At 68.9% G+C, this 16,645-nt stretch carries 14 protein-coding genes and 1 riboswitch; of the genes, 11 read left to right on the plus strand and 3 right to left on the minus strand.

Annotated features, from left to right (window positions below; all coding sequences use genetic code 11):
• Nucleotides 1–156 precede the first annotated feature (156 nt).
• From ACFULQ_RS33500 to ACFULQ_RS33545, 10 genes are all read left to right on the plus strand, one after another.
• Nucleotides 157–765, plus strand: a complete 609-nt coding sequence (locus ACFULQ_RS33500) for a CDP-alcohol phosphatidyltransferase family protein (RefSeq protein ID WP_383551233.1) — start codon at nt 157–159, stop codon at nt 763–765.
• A 115-nt stretch (nt 766–880) separates the two neighbouring features.
• Entirely contained in the window at nt 881–3,376 is a 2,496-nt protein-coding gene (locus ACFULQ_RS33505; protein WP_383551235.1) for a sugar phosphate nucleotidyltransferase, read from the plus strand.
• 97 nt (nt 3,377–3,473) lie between these two features.
• Nucleotides 3,474–4,379 carry a DUF881 domain-containing protein gene (locus ACFULQ_RS33510; RefSeq protein ID WP_383551237.1) on the plus strand — a complete coding sequence of 302 codons (906 nt, stop codon included), beginning with the start codon at nt 3,474–3,476 and terminating at the stop codon, nt 4,377–4,379.
• A complete protein-coding gene (locus ACFULQ_RS33515) occupies nt 4,376–4,708 on the plus strand; it encodes a small basic family protein (protein ID WP_003988855.1) in 333 nt (110 codons plus the stop codon). The genes ACFULQ_RS33510 and ACFULQ_RS33515 overlap by 4 nt, the downstream gene beginning before the upstream one ends.
• 5 nt (nt 4,709–4,713) lie before the next feature.
• Nucleotides 4,714–5,568, plus strand: coding sequence for a DUF881 domain-containing protein (locus ACFULQ_RS33520; protein ID WP_383551239.1), 855 nt, complete (start codon nt 4,714–4,716; stop codon nt 5,566–5,568).
• 61 nt (nt 5,569–5,629) lie between these two features.
• Nucleotides 5,630–6,538 (plus strand): FHA domain-containing protein, encoded by a 909-nt coding sequence (locus tag ACFULQ_RS33525; protein WP_383551241.1) that lies wholly within the window; start codon nt 5,630–5,632, stop codon nt 6,536–6,538.
• Nucleotides 6,539–6,556: 18 nt separating this feature from the next.
• Entirely contained in the window at nt 6,557–7,294 is a 738-nt protein-coding gene (locus ACFULQ_RS33530) for a MerR family transcriptional regulator (RefSeq protein ID WP_383551243.1), read from the plus strand.
• Nucleotides 7,295–7,371: 77 nt separating this feature from the next.
• The gene (locus tag ACFULQ_RS33535) at nt 7,372–7,845 is read left to right on the plus strand and encodes a bifunctional nuclease family protein (RefSeq protein ID WP_004002801.1); all 474 of its coding nucleotides are present in this window, start codon (nt 7,372–7,374) and stop codon (nt 7,843–7,845) included.
• A 263-nt stretch (nt 7,846–8,108) separates the two neighbouring features.
• A complete protein-coding gene (locus ACFULQ_RS33540; protein ID WP_383551245.1) occupies nt 8,109–8,756 on the plus strand; it encodes a MerR family transcriptional regulator in 648 nt (215 codons plus the stop codon).
• A gap of 58 nt (nt 8,757–8,814) precedes the next feature.
• On the plus strand, nt 8,815–10,170 hold the full coding sequence (locus ACFULQ_RS33545) for a DNA polymerase IV (RefSeq protein WP_383551247.1): 1,356 nt from the start codon (nt 8,815–8,817) through the stop codon (nt 10,168–10,170).
• Between the two features lie 97 nt (nt 10,171–10,267).
• On the opposite strand, the gene ACFULQ_RS33550 is transcribed toward ACFULQ_RS33545, so the two are convergent.
• On the minus strand, nt 10,268–10,645 hold the full coding sequence (locus tag ACFULQ_RS33550) for a PRC-barrel domain-containing protein (RefSeq protein ID WP_383551249.1): 378 nt from the start codon (nt 10,643–10,645) through the stop codon (nt 10,268–10,270).
• Nucleotides 10,646–10,768: 123 nt separating this feature from the next.
• Nucleotides 10,769–10,864, plus strand: a riboswitch (glycine riboswitch).
• 178 nt (nt 10,865–11,042) lie between these two features.
• Between ACFULQ_RS33550 and gcvP the strand changes: the two genes are divergently transcribed.
• Nucleotides 11,043–13,928, plus strand: a complete 2,886-nt coding sequence (gcvP, locus tag ACFULQ_RS33555; protein WP_383551251.1) for an aminomethyl-transferring glycine dehydrogenase — start codon at nt 11,043–11,045, stop codon at nt 13,926–13,928.
• A gap of 49 nt (nt 13,929–13,977) precedes the next feature.
• On the opposite strand, the gene ACFULQ_RS33560 is transcribed toward gcvP, so the two are convergent.
• A complete protein-coding gene (locus tag ACFULQ_RS33560) occupies nt 13,978–14,403 on the minus strand; it encodes a molybdopterin-binding protein (RefSeq protein ID WP_383551253.1) in 426 nt (141 codons plus the stop codon).
• Between the two features lie 63 nt (nt 14,404–14,466).
• On the minus strand, nt 14,467–16,419 hold the full coding sequence (locus ACFULQ_RS33565; RefSeq protein WP_383551254.1) for an amino acid transporter: 1,953 nt from the start codon (nt 16,417–16,419) through the stop codon (nt 14,467–14,469).
• Nucleotides 16,420–16,645 lie beyond the last annotated feature (226 nt).

The raw sequence follows: 16,645 nt of genomic DNA on the forward strand, positions 1-16,645 counted from the left end.
ATGGTACTGCAGGGGGGACCCTGTGGGAGAGTAGGACACCGCCGAACTCCTTTTAGAGCTCTGGCTCTTGGGCACTCCGCCCAAGAGCCAGAGCTTTTTTGCGTTGAGGTAGGGTCAGGGGGCATCGTTGGCACGTTTCCCACAGGAGGCCCCCGGGTGGAGGTCCAGGAGACCCGGGTCCAGACGGACCGGGTCCTCACCATCCCCAACATCCTCAGCATGGCGCGGCTCCTTGGTGTGCCGCTCTTCCTGTGGCTGATCCTCAGGCCCGAGTTCGGTGGGCCGAAGAGTGACACCTGGGCATTGCTGGTACTGGCGCTGAGCGGGATCAGCGACTACCTCGACGGCAAGCTCGCTCGCAGGTGGAACCAGATCAGCAGTCTCGGCCGGCTGCTCGACCCCGCGGCCGACCGGCTCTACATCCTGTCGACTTTGGTCGGACTCACCTGGCGCGAGATTCTGCCCATCTGGTTGACGGCTGCACTTCTCTTGCGCGAGCTGGTTCTCCTGGTGATGGTGGTCATCCTCCGGCGTCATGGTTATCCGCCGCCGCAGGTGAACTTCCTCGGCAAGGCGGCCACCTTCAACCTGATGTACGCCTTCCCCTTGCTCCTGCTCAGTGACGGAACTGGATGGATCTCGTCACTCGCTGCTATTTTCGGATGGGCGTTCGCCGGATGGGGTACAACGCTGTACTGGTGGGCAGGAGTCCTCTACGTGGTACAAGTCCGCCGCCTGATCCGTGCGGACGCCATGGCCGATTGAACTCGTCCTTTGGCACGGCCGAAGCGGCTCGATGGCCCCCGGTGGAAATGTGCGGGACAATCTGGACGGGTGAAGTCGGCTAGACCGTCATCTCTTGGAGGAGGACGCTTCCGACATGAAGGCCGTCGTGATGGCCGGAGGCGAAGGCACGCGCCTTCGTCCCATGACCTCAAGCATGCCCAAGCCGCTCCTGCCGGTGGCCAACCGGCCGATCATGGAGCACGTTCTGAGGCTGCTCAAAAGGCATGGGCTCAACGAGACCGTCGTCACCGTCCAGTTCCTGGCCTCTCTGGTCAAGAACTACTTCGGTGACGGTGAGGAGCTCGGAATGGAGCTCTCCTATGCCAATGAGGAGAAGCCACTCGGTACCGCCGGAAGCGTCAAGAACGCCGAAGAGGCGTTGAAGGACGATGCTTTCCTCGTCATCTCCGGTGATGCCCTGACCGACTTCGACCTCACCGAACTCATCAACTTCCACAAGGAAAAGGGCGCGCTGGTCACCGTCTGTCTGACGCGTGTGCCCAATCCGCTGGAATTCGGTATCACCATCGTCGATGAAGAGGGCAAGGTCGAGCGTTTCCTGGAGAAGCCGACCTGGGGCCAGGTCTTCTCGGACACCGTGAACACGGGCATCTATGTGATGGAGCCCGAGGTCTTCGACTATGTCGAGGCCGATGTACCGGTGGACTGGTCCGGTGATGTCTTTCCTCAGTTGATGAAGGAAGGCAAGCCGGTCTACGGCTATGTCGCCGAGGGCTACTGGGAGGACGTCGGCACCCACGAGAGCTATGTGAAGGCCCAGGCCGACGTCCTCGAGGGCAAGGTCGACGTCGAGATCGACGGGTTCGAGCTGTCCCCGGGCGTGTGGGTGGCCGAGGGTGCCGAGGTGCATCCCGATGCCGTGCTCCGCGGCCCGCTGTACATCGGGGACTACGCGAAGGTCGAGGCCGGCGCCGAGATCCGGGAGCACACCGTCGTCGGCTCCAACGTCGTCGTCAAGAGCGGGGCTTTTCTGCACAAGGCCGTCGTGCACGACAACGTGTACGTCGGACAGCAGAGCAATCTGCGCGGCTGTGTCGTCGGGAAGAACACCGACATCATGCGTGCCGCGCGGATCGAGGACGGCGCGGTCATCGGCGACGAGTGTCTCGTCGGTGAGGAATCGATTATTCAGGGGAATGTCCGGGTCTACCCGTTCAAGACCATCGAGGCCGGCGCATTCGTCAACACCTCGGTCATCTGGGAGTCCAGGGGCCAGGCGCATCTCTTCGGCGCCCGTGGGGTCTCCGGCATCCTGAACGTCGAGATCACGCCGGAACTCGCCGTCCGACTGGCCGGTGCCTACGCGACGACCCTCAAGAAGGGCTCGACGGTCACCACGGCCCGCGACCACTCCCGAGGCGCCCGAGCACTCAAGCGAGCGGTGATCTCGGCGCTCCAGGCCAGCGCCATCGACGTACGCGACCTGGAGAACGTGCCGCTGCCCGTGGCGCGGCAGCAGACCGCGCGGGGCAGTGCCGGCGGGATCATGATCCGGACCACACCCGGGGTGCCGGATTCCGTCGACATCATGTTCTTCGACGGACGGGGCGCGGACCTGTCCCAGGGCAGTCAGCGCAAGCTGGACCGGGTGTTCGCGAGGCAGGAGTACCGCCGGGCCTTCCCCGGGGAGATCGGGGACCTGCACTTCCCGGCGAGCGTCTTCGACTCGTACACCGGTTCGCTGCTGCGGAACGTCGACATCACCGGTATCTCCGAGTCCGGGCTGAAGGTCGTCGTGGACGCGTCCAACGGCAGCGCGGGGCTTGTGCTGCCCAGCCTGCTCGGGAAGCTCGGTGTGGACTCGCTCACCATCAACCCCGGACTCGACGAGTCCAGGCCCACCGAGACGGCCGACGCACGGCGGTCGGGGATGGTGCGGCTGGGCGAGATCGTGGCGTCCGCGCGGGCCGCGTTCGGTGTGCGGTTCGACCCGGTGGGCGAGCGCCTTTCCCTGGTCGACGAGAAGGGCCGGATCATCGAGGACGACCGGGCGCTGCTCGTCATGCTCGACCTGGTGGCGGCCGAGCGGCGCAGCGGGCGTGTGGCGCTGCCGGTGACCACCACGCGGATCGCCGAGCAGGTCGCCGCGTATCACGGCACGCAGGTCGAGTGGACGACGACCTCGCCCGACGACCTGACCCGGGTCGGACGCGACGACTCGACGATCTTCGGCGGTGACGGCAAGGGCGCCTTCATCGTGCCGGAGTTCAGCAGTGTCTTCGACGGTACGGCGGCCTTCGTACGGCTGATCGGGCTGGTGGCGCGGACGCAGCTCACGCTCAGCCAGATCGACGCGCGGATTCCGCGGGCGCATGTCCTCAAGCGGGACCTGGCGACCCCGTGGGCCGTCAAGGGGCTGGTGATGCGGCGGGTCGTGGAGGCGGCGGGCGATCGCTTTGTCGACACGACCGACGGTGTCCGGGTCGTCGAGACCGACGGGCGCTGGGTGATGGTGCTGCCCGACCCGGCCGAGGCGGTCACCCACCTGTGGGCCGAGGGACCCGACGACGCGTCCGCGCAGGCCCTGCTGGACGAGTGGTCGGCGGTCGTGGACAGCGCCGGCCGCTGAACCCACGCACGCGTGCGTGCCGGACATGTGTCCCCAAGGGGGGCCTGTCCGGCACGTCGGTGGGGCCATTCGGAGGTAGGGGCCGCGACGTGCGACGATGTGCGGCATGCCGCAGCAGCCCCCCATTCGGAGCACCCCCACGCGCCCCTCGCGCCCGGATGCCTCCATGTCGCTGCTCACCAACGTCATGGACCACAGCCTCGACGACGGGTACGCCGAGGCGGCGGCCCGCAAGAAGGCCGCCGGCGACGGAGGGCTGCCCAAGACGTTGCGGGCGAAACTCGGTCTGGCCGTCGGCCTGGTGCTCGCCGCGCTGGTCGTCACCGTGGGGGCGGCTCAGGCGCGGGTGGCGGCACCGGTGGTGGCCAAGGAGCGCCAGGAGCTCATCGACCGTATCGACCGCGAGAGCGACACGGCGGACCAGCTCGAGGAGAGCGTCGACAAGCTCCGCGACGACGTGAGCACGCGGCAGCGCGAGGCGCTCAACGAGAGCGGGGACAGCGGGCAGGCCGGCCTCGTGGACATCCTGTCGGGCGCGGCGGAGGTGCACGGCCCCGGCGTCAAGCTGGTCGTGAACGACGCCAAGGAAGCCACCACGGGCGGTGACGGCAACCCGCGTGAGACGTCCGGGTTCTCCGACACCGGGCGGGTGCGCGACCGTGACATGCAGCGGGTCGTCAACGGGCTGTGGCAGTCGGGCGCCGAGGCCATCTCCATCAACGGACAGCGGCTGACCGCGCTGTCGGCGATCAGGGCCGCGGGTGACGCGATACTGGTCGACAACAAGCCGCTGGTTCCGCCGTATACGGTGCTTGCGGTGGGGGACGGGCAGCGGCTGAGCACGCGGTTCCAGAACAGTGCCGACGGGCTGTATCTGCACGCCCTTCAGGAGAACTACGGCATCCGGACCGCGATTTCCGTCGAGGACGACCTCCGGCTGCCGGCCGCACCGAGTGTGATCGTACGTACAGCAGAGCCAAGAACTGAGAAGGGCACATCGTGATCGCCGTACTGGGCCTCGTCGTGGGAGTCGTGGCCGGCCTGTTGGTCCGGCCTGAGGTTCCGGCGGTCGTCGAGCCTTATCTGCCGATCGCCGTGGTGGCGGCGCTGGACGCCGTCTTCGGTGGTCTGCGCGCCATGCTGGACGGCATCTTCGACGACAAGGTCTTCGTCGTGTCGTTCCTGTCGAACGTGGTCGTGGCCGCGCTGATCGTGTTCCTGGGCGACAAGTTGGGCGTGGGTGCCCAGCTGTCGACCGGTGTCGTCGTCGTGCTCGGGATCCGCATCTTCTCGAACGCCGCGGCGATCCGCCGGCACGTCTTCCGGGCGTGAGGCCGATGAGCGAGCAGGAAGAGACGCCCGGTAACAGGCTGCGCAAGGAACTGCCCGAGGAACTCCCGGCGACGCCTGCCGAGGAGACCACCGGCGAAACCACCGGCGAAACCGCCGACTCGGCGGCCGAGCCCGCTCTGACCGGCCGTCAGAGGCTGGTGCAGGGGTTGTGGCCGCCGCGCGTGACGCGGGCCCAACTCATCGTCGCCGTGCTGCTGTTCGGCCTCGGATTCGGCCTCGCCGTCCAGGTGGCGTCCAACAGTGACAGCGACAGCGCGCTGCGGGGGGCGAGGCAGGAGGATCTTGTCCGCATCCTCGATGAACTGGACGACCGTACTCAGCGTCTTGAAGACGAGAAGCAGGGTCTCGAGAAGCAGCGGGACGAGCTGGAGAACAGCTCCGACCAGGCGGAGGAGGCCCGCAAGCAGACGGTCGAGAAGGAGCGGCAACTCGGCATCCTCGCGGGCACGGTGGCCGCGCAGGGGCCGGGCATCGAGATGACGATCGAGGACACCAAGGGGACGGTCGAGGCGGACATGCTGCTCGACGCGATCCAGGAGCTGCGGGCGGCGGGCGCGGAGGCGATCCAGGTGAACGGCGTACGGGTGGTCGCCGGCACCTATCTGTCGGACTCCGACAAAAGCGTGAGCGTCGACGGGAACAAGATCACTGCTCCGTTTCGTTTCAAGGTCATCGGCAATCCGCAGGACCTGGAGCCGGCGCTCAACATCCCTGGAGGCGTGGTGCAGACTCTGGAGAAGGAGCAGGCCACCGTTGTGGTCGAGCGGTCGGACAAGATCGTCGTGGACGCCTTGCGAGCGGCGAAGCGGCCTGACTACGCTCGGTCGTCCTCCCGGTGAACCGGGGGTGCATGCGGGGCGTCGGGCCAGGGCATGAGGTTGCGGGGGGTCGGCGCACCGATTGGGTGGTGCGTGGTGGAAACTGTCTGGTGGAAACGGACGTTGTGAGGATGTCCGGGTCGACCGGTGTGTTCAATCAGGGTTCGTCCTGCCCCACGGGCGGGTCTGTTTCGGTCAAGGGGAATCGCCCGTGAAGTTGTTTCAGAAGTTGTTCGGCAAGAGCGCGCGAGAGGGCAGCGACAACAACGCCACCGCTCGGCACCGCGCACAGCCCGACGCCGAGGGCCAGCGCCCGCTGTTCCGGGACCAGGTCGGCGGTCCGGGCGGCGACATCTCCGGAGGTCAGGGCGTGCCGTCTGTTGACCCTGCCCAGTCCGGCGGCATAGGTTTCGGGCAGCCGTCAACCTCAAGTACGGGTGGAGGGTTTTCCCCTATGTCGGCCCAGGTGTGTACGAGGTGCGGTAACCGCAACGCGGAGAACAGCCGCTTCTGCTCCAACTGCGGCGCTCCGCTGCGGGCCGGGGCGGTGCCCGAGCGGCCCTCCGAGACGACTTCCACCATCTCCATCTCCGGTCTCGAGGCCTACGACTCGGAGGTCACCGGGCAGACGCAGATGCCGGCGCTCTCCCCGGAAGCCCAGGCCGCTGTCGACGCGCTTCCGCTGGGCTCTGCGCTCCTGGTCGTGCGCCGGGGGCCGAACTCTGGCAGCCGCTTCCTGCTGGACGGCGAGCTGACCACGGCCGGCCGTCACCCGCAGAGCGACATCTTCCTGGACGACGTCACCGTCTCCCGCCGCCACGTGGAGTTCCGCCGAGGCCAGGACGGCTCGTTCACGGTGTCCGACGTGGGCAGCCTCAACGGCACGTACGTCAACCGCGAGCGGATCGACTCGGTCGCCCTGAACAACGGCGACGAGGTGCAGATCGGCAAGTACCGGCTGGTGTTCTACGCGAGCCAGCAGGGCTACTGACCCTCCCAGGGAAGGTCCATGCTTCAAACACCGAGCGGCGGTGCCGGACACGGCACCGCCGCCACGGACAGTGGACTGATGAGCATCGGCACGGTGCTGAACGTGCTGCGCGACGAGTTTCCCGAAGTCACCATCTCCAAGATCCGTTTCCTGGAGTCGGAGGGCCTCATCGAGCCGCAGCGGACCCCCTCCGGGTACCGCAAGTTCAGCGACCGGGACGTCGAGCGCCTCGGCCACGTCCTGAGGATGCAGCGGGACCACTATCTGCCGCTCAAGGTGATCCGGGAGCACCTGGACGCCATGGAGCGGGGCGAGGCCGTCGCGCTGCCCACACTGGGCCGCCAGCGGGACGGAGAAACGGTCCTGGAGGTCGCCGAGGGGCCCACCGCGGCCAGGATCGGGCGGACCGAGCTGCTCGCCGCCGCCGAGATCGGTGAGTCGGAGCTGGCGGAGTGGGAGTCGTACGGGCTCATTACCCCGCTGCCGGACGGGGCGTACGACGCCGAGGCGGTCACCGTGGCCGCGCTCGTCGTCGAGCTCGGGCGGTTCGGGATCGAGCCGCGGCACCTGCGCGCCATGAAGGCCGCCGCCGACCGTGAGGCGGGGCTCGTGGACCAGGTGGTGGCTCCGCTGAAGCGGCACCGCAACCCGCAGACCCGCGCGCACGCGGAAGCCCGTACGAAGGAACTGGCGGGACTCACGGTGAAGCTGCACGCGGCACTCGTGCAGACGGCCCTCGGTGTGCGGCTCCCTTGAGGGCGGCAGGTGCAGGAACTGTCACCCGTTTCCTGCCCGACTACCCAAACGTCCCGGGCACGGCCTAGGGTTGCTGTGTGAACGAGCTCGATGTCGTAGGTGTCCGGGTCGAAATGCCCTCCAACCAACCGATCGTGCTCCTGCGTGAAGTGGGAGGCGACCGCTACCTCCCCATCTGGATCGGGCCGGGGGAGGCGACCGCGATCGCCTTCGCGCAGCAGGGCATGGCCCCCGCACGACCGCTGACCCACGACCTGTTCAAGGACGTGCTGGAAGCGGTCGGCCAGGAGCTCACCGAAGTGCGCATCACGGATCTGCGTGAAGGCGTCTTCTACGCGGAGCTGGTGTTCGCCAGCGGGGTCGAGGTGAGCGCGCGGCCGTCCGACGCCATAGCGCTGGCCCTGCGCACCGGGACGCCGATCTACGGCAGCGACGGAGTGCTCGACGACGCCGGTATCGCGATCCCGGACGAGCAGGAGGACGAAGTGGAGAAGTTCCGCGAGTTCCTCGACCAGATCTCCCCCGAGGACTTCGGCACCAGCAGTCAGTGAGGCGGGGGCGGCCGATCCGGCGGATCAGTGGTCCGTGACGGGTCGGCCGTGTCCGGTCGTCACCAAAATGCTGGCATTTGCCGCCGGCGCGTGAGAGCGTCCTGCGGCCCGCTCAGAGCGCATTCGGCTAGCCTTTCCCCGCGGACGGGTACGGGAAACCACTCCTAGGGTGATTATCACTCGGCGTGCCGAGTGTGGCGATCGTTGACGCACCCCTGGTGACTGCCTACCGTCGAGAAGGCAGGTCAAGGACGGAGGTCGGCGTGAGAAGCAGCGGCGACGGTACGGCTGGGGGTGCCCCCGGACGGAGTCTCGGGGCGAGCGGTCCGTACCCGCTTCACACCAGCGCGGCCGATCATCACGCTCCGCAGCGACCGGCGGCCGTGCCGAGCAGCGGAGGGGCGACGTCCATGGCGTCCGAGCAGATCGGCTATCGCGGCCCTACGGCGTGCGCGGCGGCCGGTATCACCTACCGGCAACTCGACTACTGGGCGCGCACCGGGCTCGTCGAGCCGAGTGTGCGGCCCGCCTACGGGTCGGGGACGCAGCGGCTCTACAGCTTCCGGGACGTCGTCGTCCTGAAGATCGTCAAGCGGTTCCTCGACACCGGTGTGTCGCTGCAGAACATCCGCACCACGGTCCAGCACCTGCGCGAGCGCGGCTTCCAGGACCTGGAGCGGATGACGCTCATGAGCGACGGGGCCACGGTCTACGAGTGCACCTCGCCCGACGAGGTCCACGCGCTGCTCCAGGGCGGACAAGGGGTCTTCGGGATCGCCGTGGGTGTCGTGTGGCGGGACGTGGAGAGCGCGCTGTCGCAGCTGCACGGGGAGCGCGTCGACACCGGCGAGACGCTCGTCGGGCACAACCCCGCCGACGAGCTCGCCAGGCGCCGCAACCGAGCGGTCTGAAGCCCGCCCCGCCGCCTTCGGCGGGGCATTGTCAGTGGCGTAGGGCAGCATCGGACATGTGAGGAAAGCGCCCACGATCCTGCATCTCGACATGGATGCCTTCTACGCCTCGGCGGAGCAGGCGTCCAAGCCGAGTCTGCGCGGGAAGGCCGTCGTCGTGGGCGGGCTGGGGCCGCGGGGTGTGGTGGCCACCGCGTCCTACGAGGCCCGGGTGTTCGGGGTGCACTCGGCGATGCCCATGGCCCAGGCGAGACGGCTCGCGCCCAACGCCGCGTATCTCGTGCCGCGCTTCGGGTTCTACAAGGCGATCAGCGAGCAGGTGATGGGGCTGCTGCGGGAGTTGTCGCCGCTGGTGGAGCCGCTGAGCCTGGACGAGGCGTTCGTGGATCTGGAGGCCGGAGGAGCGGCCTGGGACGAGGGGTCGGCGCGGCTGGTGGGGGCGAAGCTGCGGGCCGACATACGGGCCGGCACGGGGCTCACGGGGTCCGTGGGGCTCGCCGCCTCCAAGATGCTCGCGAAGATCGCCTCCGAGCAGGCCAAGCCGGACGGGCTGGTGGTGATCGAGCCGGGCACCGAGCGGGCGCTGCTGGGGCCGATGTCGGTGCGGACCCTGCCGGGGGTGGGGCCGGCGACGGGGGACCATCTGCGGCGGGCCGGGATCCATACGGTCGACGAGATCGTCGAGGCGGGGGAGGACGAGCTCGTAAGGCTGCTCGGGAAGGCGCATGGGCACGGGCTGTACGCGATGGCACTGGCGCGGGACGAGCGGGCCGTGGTGGCGGAGCGGGAGACGAAGTCGGTGTCGGTGGAGGACACCTACGACGTGGACATCCATGACCGGGTTCGGGTGGGGCTGGAGGTGCAGCGGCTGGCGGACCGGTGTGTGCGGCGGTTGCGGGGGGCCGGGTTGTCGGGGCGGACGATCGTGCTGAAGGTGCGGCGGTACGACTTCTCGACCTTGACGCGGTCCGAGACGCTGCGGGGGCCGACGGATGATCCGGCGGTGGTGCGGGAGGCTGCTCTGCGGTTGCTGGAAGGGGTGGATTCCACCGGGGGTGTGCGGTTGCTGGGGGTGGGGGTTTCCGGGCTTGCCGACTTCACTCAGGAGGATCTGTTCGCTCAGGCCGCGGGGGAGGGAGTGGTGCACGCCGTGGAGGAGGTTGCCGAGGACGTGTCGGTGGAGCGGGAGTCGGTGGTCGAGCGGCGGTGGGTTGCCGGGCACGATGTGCGGCATGCCGAGTACGGACATGGGTGGGTGCAGGGGAGTGGGGTGGGGCGGGTGACTGTGCGGTTCGAGACGCCGGGTTCCTTGCCGGGGCGGGTGCGGACGTTCTCTGTTGACGATCCTGGGCTGGAGGTTGCTGAGCCGCTGCCGTTGGTTGAGGGGATGGGTGCCCATCCGCACCATCCGTGACGGGTTCGTGGTCGGGTGCCGGCCGGGTGTGGCTGGGCGCGCAGTTCCCCGCGCCCCTGGGTGGGGGTGGTGAGCCGGTGGTGATTGTTGCCGTGGCTCAGGGTTCTGCGTCCTCCGTGCCTGCGAGCTTGCCGAAGGGGCGGTCCGGTAGGGGTGGGGGTGGGGCCAGGTCCAGGCCGTAGTGGTGGTAGAGCTGGAGTTCCTGGGACGGGGAGAGGTGGCGGCCCACGCCGAAGTCGGGGGCTTCCTTGATCAGGGAGCGGTCGTAGGGGATCTGCAGGGCGCCCTCGACCAGTTCGCTGGGCTCCAGGGGGACGAAGGCGTCGCGCGAGAACAGGCCGGTGCGTATGGCCGCCCACTCCGGGACCCCGGTCGCGTCGTCGAGATAGACCTCGTCGACGGTGCCGATCTTCGTGCCGTTGCGGTCGAACGCCTTGCGGCCGATCAGGTTGCGCGGATCGATGTCGGTCTGCACGGGCCCTCCACTTGGTCGCAACTCATCCGAAGCGGTCGTAAGCACTACGAAAGAGCACATTGGAGTGGGCGGCCACTCGAACGCCCTTGCTTCGGCCTCGCTGGTAGGCTTGCAAGCGGCTGTCGACCCCGTGCGGGAGAGTCCTCCAGACGACATCGGAGGCGCCGAAGGAGCAAATCCTCCCCGGAATCTCTCAGGCCCACGTACCGCACGGACGAGGTCACTCTGGAAAGCAGAGCGGGTGTCGACGGCGGCTTCCGCTCTCACCGACGGTGAAAGCCGGTGGCCCTCGGGCGACCGGTGAAGCTCTCAGGTGCAGATGACAGAGGGGGAGGCCGTCGGGGTACCCGCGCCGGGGTACCCCTCGAAGGTCGCGTCAGACCAGGAGGCCTCCGCAATGACCGCCCACCGCATTCCGCTCGCAGAGCTCGAGCAGGGGATCCCGTTCGAGCAGCGTCACATCGGTCCCGACCACGAGGCCCGGGCCAAGATGCTCGCCCAGGTCGGATACGGCTCGCTCGACGAGCTGACCGCCGCCGCGGTGCCCGATGTGATCAAGAACGCCGATGCCCTGGAGCTGCCCGGTGCGCGCACCGAGGCCGAGGTGCTGGCCGAGCTGCGGTCGCTGGCCGACCGGAACCAGGTGCTCGACTCCATGATCGGGCTCGGGTACTACGGGACCTTCACTCCGCCCGTCATCCTGCGGAACGTGATGGAGAACCCGGCCTGGTACACCGCCTACACGCCGTACCAGCCGGAGATCTCGCAGGGACGGCTGGAGGCGCTGCTGAACTTCCAGACCATGGTCGCCGACCTCACCGGGCTGCCGACCTCCGGTGCCTCGCTGCTCGACGAGGGAACGGCGGCCGCCGAGGCCATGGCTCTGTCCCGGCGCATGGGGAAGAACAAGAAGGGGCTCTTCCTCATCGACGCGGACGCCCTTCCGCAGACCATCGCCGTCATCGAGACCCGCGCCGAGCCGACCGGTGTCGAGGTCGTCGTCGCGGACCTGAGCCAGGGCATTCCGGACGGGATCGCCGCGCGTGAGATCAACGGCGTACTCCTCCAGTACCCCGGCGCCTCCGGGGCCGTACGTGACATCAAGCCGGTCATCGACCAGGCTCATGAGCTCGGCGCGCTCGTGACCGTCGCGGCCGACCTGCTCGCGCTGACGCTGCTGAAGTCGCCGGGTGAGCTCGGGGCGGACATCGCGGTCGGCACCACGCAGCGGTTCGGTGTGCCGATGGGCTTCGGCGGGCCGCACGCGGGCTACATGGCCGTGCACGAGAAGTTCGCGCGGAGCCTGCCCGGGCGGCTCGTGGGCGTGTCCGTCGACGCCGACGGCAACAAGGCGTACCGGCTCGCGCTCCAGACGCGTGAGCAGCACATCCGGCGGGAGAAGGCGACCAGCAACATCTGCACCGCCCAGGTGCTGCTCGCGGTCATGGCCGGGATGTACGCCGTCTACCACGGTCCCGACGGGCTCAGGGCGATCGCTCGGCGGACGCACCGGTACGCGAACATCCTTGCCGCGGGCCTCACCGCCGGTGGCGTGGAGGTCGTGCACGGCTCCTACTTCGACACCCTCACCGCGCGCGTACCCGGCAGGGCCGCCGAGATCGTCGCCGCCGCCCGCGACAACGGGGTCAACCTGCACCTCGTCGACGCCGACCATGTCTCCGCCGCCTGTGACGAGACCACCGCGCGGGCCCAGGTGGCCGCCGTGTGGAACGCGTTCGGGGTCGAGGGCGACATCGAGGCGCTGGACGCGGCCACCGAGGAGGCACTGCCGGACGCGCTGCTGCGCGGCGACGAGTTCCTCGCCCACCCCGTGTTCCACCAGTACCGCTCCGAGACCGCGATGCTGCGCTACCTGCGCCGGCTCGCCGACCGCGACTATGCGCTCGACCGCGGCATGATCCCGCTGGGCTCCTGCACCATGAAGCTCAACGCGACCACCGAGATGGAGCCGGTCACCTGGCCCGAGTTCGGGCAGCTGCACCCCTTCGCGCCCGCCGAGCAGGCGCAGGGCTATCTGACGCTGATCCGGGAGCTGGAGGAGCGGCTCGCCGAGGTCACCGGGTACGACAACGTCTCGCTCCAGCCGAACGCCGGGTCGCAGGGTGAGCTGGCCGGGCTGCTCGCCGTCCGCGGGTACCACCGGGCCAACGGTGACGAGCAGCGGACCGTGTGTCTGATCCCGTCGTCCGCGCACGGCACCAACGCCGCCAGCGCGGTGATGGCGGGCATGAAGGTCGTCGTCGTCAAGACCGCCGAGGACGGCGAGATCGACGTCGAGGACCTGCGGGCGAAGATCGAGCAGCACCGGGACGAGCTCGCGGTGCTGATGATCACCTACCCCTCCACCCACGGGGTGTTCGAGGAGCACGTCGCCGACATCTGCGCGCAGGTGCACGAGGCCGGCGGGCAGGTGTACGTCGACGGGGCCAACCTCAACGCGCTGGTGGGACTGGCCAAGCCGGGGCACTTCGGCGGTGACGTCTCGCACCTCAACCTGCACAAGACCTTCTGCATCCCGCACGGCGGGGGCGGGCCGGGCGTCGGGCCGGTGGGGGTGCGGGCGCACCTCGCGCCGTACCTGCCCAACCACCCGATGCAGCCCGCCGCCGGGCCCGAGACGGGCGTCGGGCCCATCTCGGCCGCTCCCTGGGGCTCCGCGGGCATCCTGCCCATCTCGTGGGCGTACGTGCGGCTCATGGGCGGTGAGGGCCTCAAGCGGGCCACGCAGGTGGCCGTGCTCTCCGCCAACTACATCGCCAAGCGGCTGGAGCCGCACTACCCGGTGCTCTACACCGGGCCGGGCGGGCTGGTCGCGCACGAGTGCATCATCGATCTGCGGCCGCTGACCAAGGCGACCGGCGTCAGCGTGGACGATGTGGCCAAGCGGCTCATCGACTACGGCTTCCACGCGCCGACCATGTCGTTCCCGGTGGCCGGGACGCTGATGATCGAGCCGACCGAGTCCGAGGACCTGACCGAGCTCGACCGGTTCTGCGAGGCGATGATCGCCATTCGCGGGGAGATCGAGAAGGTCGGTTCCGGGGAGTGGGACGCGGACGACAACCCGCTGCGGAACGCTCCGCACACCGCCGGTGCGCTGGGTGGCGCCTGGGAGCACGCGTACACGCGTGAGGAGGCCGTCTTCCCGGGCGGTGTCTCGGTCGCGGACAAGTACTGGCCGCCGGTGCGGCGGATCGACCAGGCCTTCGGTGACCGCAACCTGGTGTGCTCGTGCCCGCCGCTGGACGCGTACGAGGACTGAGCCGAGGTGAGGAGGGCCCCGCTGCGGCGGGGCCCTTTTCCGTTGGGCGTCAGGTGGTCGCCAGAGCCAGGGACACCTCGGTCGACTTGATCAGGGCGACGACCGGGGTGCCGGCGGTGAGGGCGAGCTCGGTCGCGGAGTCCGCGGTGATCGCGGAGGTGAGCTCGCCTCCCTCGACGGCGACCTTGACGGTGGCCATGGCGGCTCCCGTGGCGACGGCGGTGACCGTGCCGGGGAGCTGGTTGCGGATGGACACGCCATGGACCGGGGCCGTGGCGAGGGAGACCTCCGTCGATTTCACGAGGGCGCGTACCGGGGTGCCCTCGGAGAGGCCGAGGTCCTCGACGGCATCGAGGGTGATCGCGGCCGTGAGGTCCTGACCGCCGTCGAGGCGGATCCTGACCGTCGCCATGGCCTCGCCCTGGGTGACGGTGGTGACGGTGCCGGGGAGCTGGTTGCGGATGCTCAGGGTCATGGGGTCACGGTAGGGCGAATGCGGGAGCGCGGCCGGTAGGCCACTGCTGGACTCGCTCGCGGGTCAGGCCGTGTGGACGCGGGGGCGGCGGGCGCGGTCCGGTTCCGCCTCGCGCAGGACCTCCCGGGTGACGGGGGCGACTTCGCCCTGTCCGAAGAGGAAGAACCGCAGGAAGTTGTGGAAGGGGTTGCCCTCGGTCCATTCGAAGTAGATGTGGGGGGTGCAGCCGGTCTCGTCGCGGACGTGCAGGAGCAGGGCCGCGAGGGCGTTGGGGATGGAGGAGTGCTCCAGGGTCAGGACGCGGTAGCGGTTGTGCAGGACCTCGCCGCGGACGGTGAGACCTGCCTCGAACTCGGAGGGGTCCAGGACGGTGACCTCGGCGAAGACGAAGTCCTCGCCGGGGATGTCGTTGTCCTCGCGGATCTGCTCGATCTTGTCGCGGTACTCGGCCTTGTCGCGGCTGTCGGGCTCGTTGGCGATGAAGCGGATCTTGCGGCTGGCCATGTCCCGGATGAAACGTTCCGCCATGGGGTCGAGGGTGACGCTGGTGACGCGGAGCTCGAAGGCGCGGGCGAGGCGGGAGAGCAGGGAGACCAGGATGATGCCGGCGATGAAGCAGGCGCCGATCTTCACGCCGTCGGGGCGTTCGATGACGTTGACGACGGTCGTGTAGAGGAACACCGCGGAGATGACCGCGAAGCCGATCGTCCAGCCGCGCTGGCCCGCCTTGTGGGCGGCGATGGTCACCGCGATCGCCGCCGAGCTGATCAGGACCAGGACGCCGGTGGCGTAGGCGCCGCCCTGGGCGTCGACGTCGGCGTCGAAGAGCCAGGTCACCAGGAAGGCGATCAGGATGAAGACGATGACCATCGGGCGCACGGCGCGGGCCCAGTGCGGGGCCATGCCGTAGCGGGGCAGGTAGCGCGGCATCAGGTTGAGCAGTCCTGCCATGGCGGAGGCTCCGGCGAACCACAGGATGGCGATGGTCGAGACGTCGTAGACCGTGCCGAAGGCGCCGCCCAGGTACTGGTGGGCGAGGTACGCCAGCGCACGGCCGTTGGCCGGACCGCCCGACTCGAAGTCCTTCTCCGGGATGAGGAGGGTGGTGATGAAGCTGGTGGCGATCAGGAAGCAGCTCATGATGACGGCGGCGGCCGTCAGGAGTTTCTTGGTGTCGCGGATACGGCCGGTGGGCTGTTCCTCGGTGTCGCCGTCGTCGCCCTTGACGTGCGGCATGACGGCGACGCCGGTCTCGAAGCCGGACAGGCCCAGGGCGAGCTTGGGGAAGACGATCAGGGCCACGCCGACCATCACGAAGATGTTGCCGTGCTCGGCGGTCAGGGCGCTGGACCAGTCGGTGACGACATGGCCGGCCGTGATGATGTGCCAGAAGCCGACGATCACGACCACGACGTTCAGGGCGAGGTAGAGGCCGACCAGGACGACCGCGACGCCGACCGCCTCCAGGAAGCCCTTGAGGAAGACCGCGCCGAGCAGGGCGACCAGGACCAGGGTGATCAGCATCTGCTGGTCGTGCAGGGCGCTGTTCAGGTGCGGGTTCTCGACCAGGTGGGTGGAGGCGTCCGCCGCGGACAGGGTGATGGTGATCAGGAAGTCGGTGGCGGCGAACCCGAGCAGGGTCAGGACGAACAGCTTGCCCTGCCAGAACGACAGCAGCCGCTCCAGCATCGCGATGGAGCCCTCACCGCGCGGGCTCTCCTCGGCGACCCGGCGATAGACCGGCAGTGCGCCCGCGAGGGTGACGATGACCAGGACGATGGTGGCGATGGGGGACAGCAGGCCGGCCGCGAGGGCGGCGATGCCGGGCTGGTAGCCCAGGGTGGAGAAGTAGTCGACGCCGGTCAGGCACATCACCCGCCACCAGCGCTGGCCCTGGTGCGCGGGCTCCGGCGCGGCATGCGGACCCGTGTGGCCGCCCGACCTGCCCATGTCGGACAAGCCCTCCAACATCCAGGAGCGCAGGCGACTGGCGGGCGGCTGATCGGTGGTGGCCATCGGGAGTGCTCCAGAGGTGCGGCTCAGCGGGGTTACGGCCGCCCTGCTGACGGCGGGACCAGCGTAAGCGGAGAGTGACGCTTGGGCCCGCGGATGAGGGGCGTATGGGCGTCAAGCTTCCGTTAAGACTCGTTCCCCGATGGCGGGGGTGGGGGGCGGGTTGGGCGAAAAGGGATTTTTCTTCCCGGTTCGCACCCTGCGAGTGGGGCGGCAGAGGTGGATACGC

This window comes from Streptomyces sp. NPDC057253 (genome assembly GCF_042669125.1).
Lineage (GTDB): Bacteria > Actinomycetota > Actinomycetes > Streptomycetales > Streptomycetaceae > Streptomyces.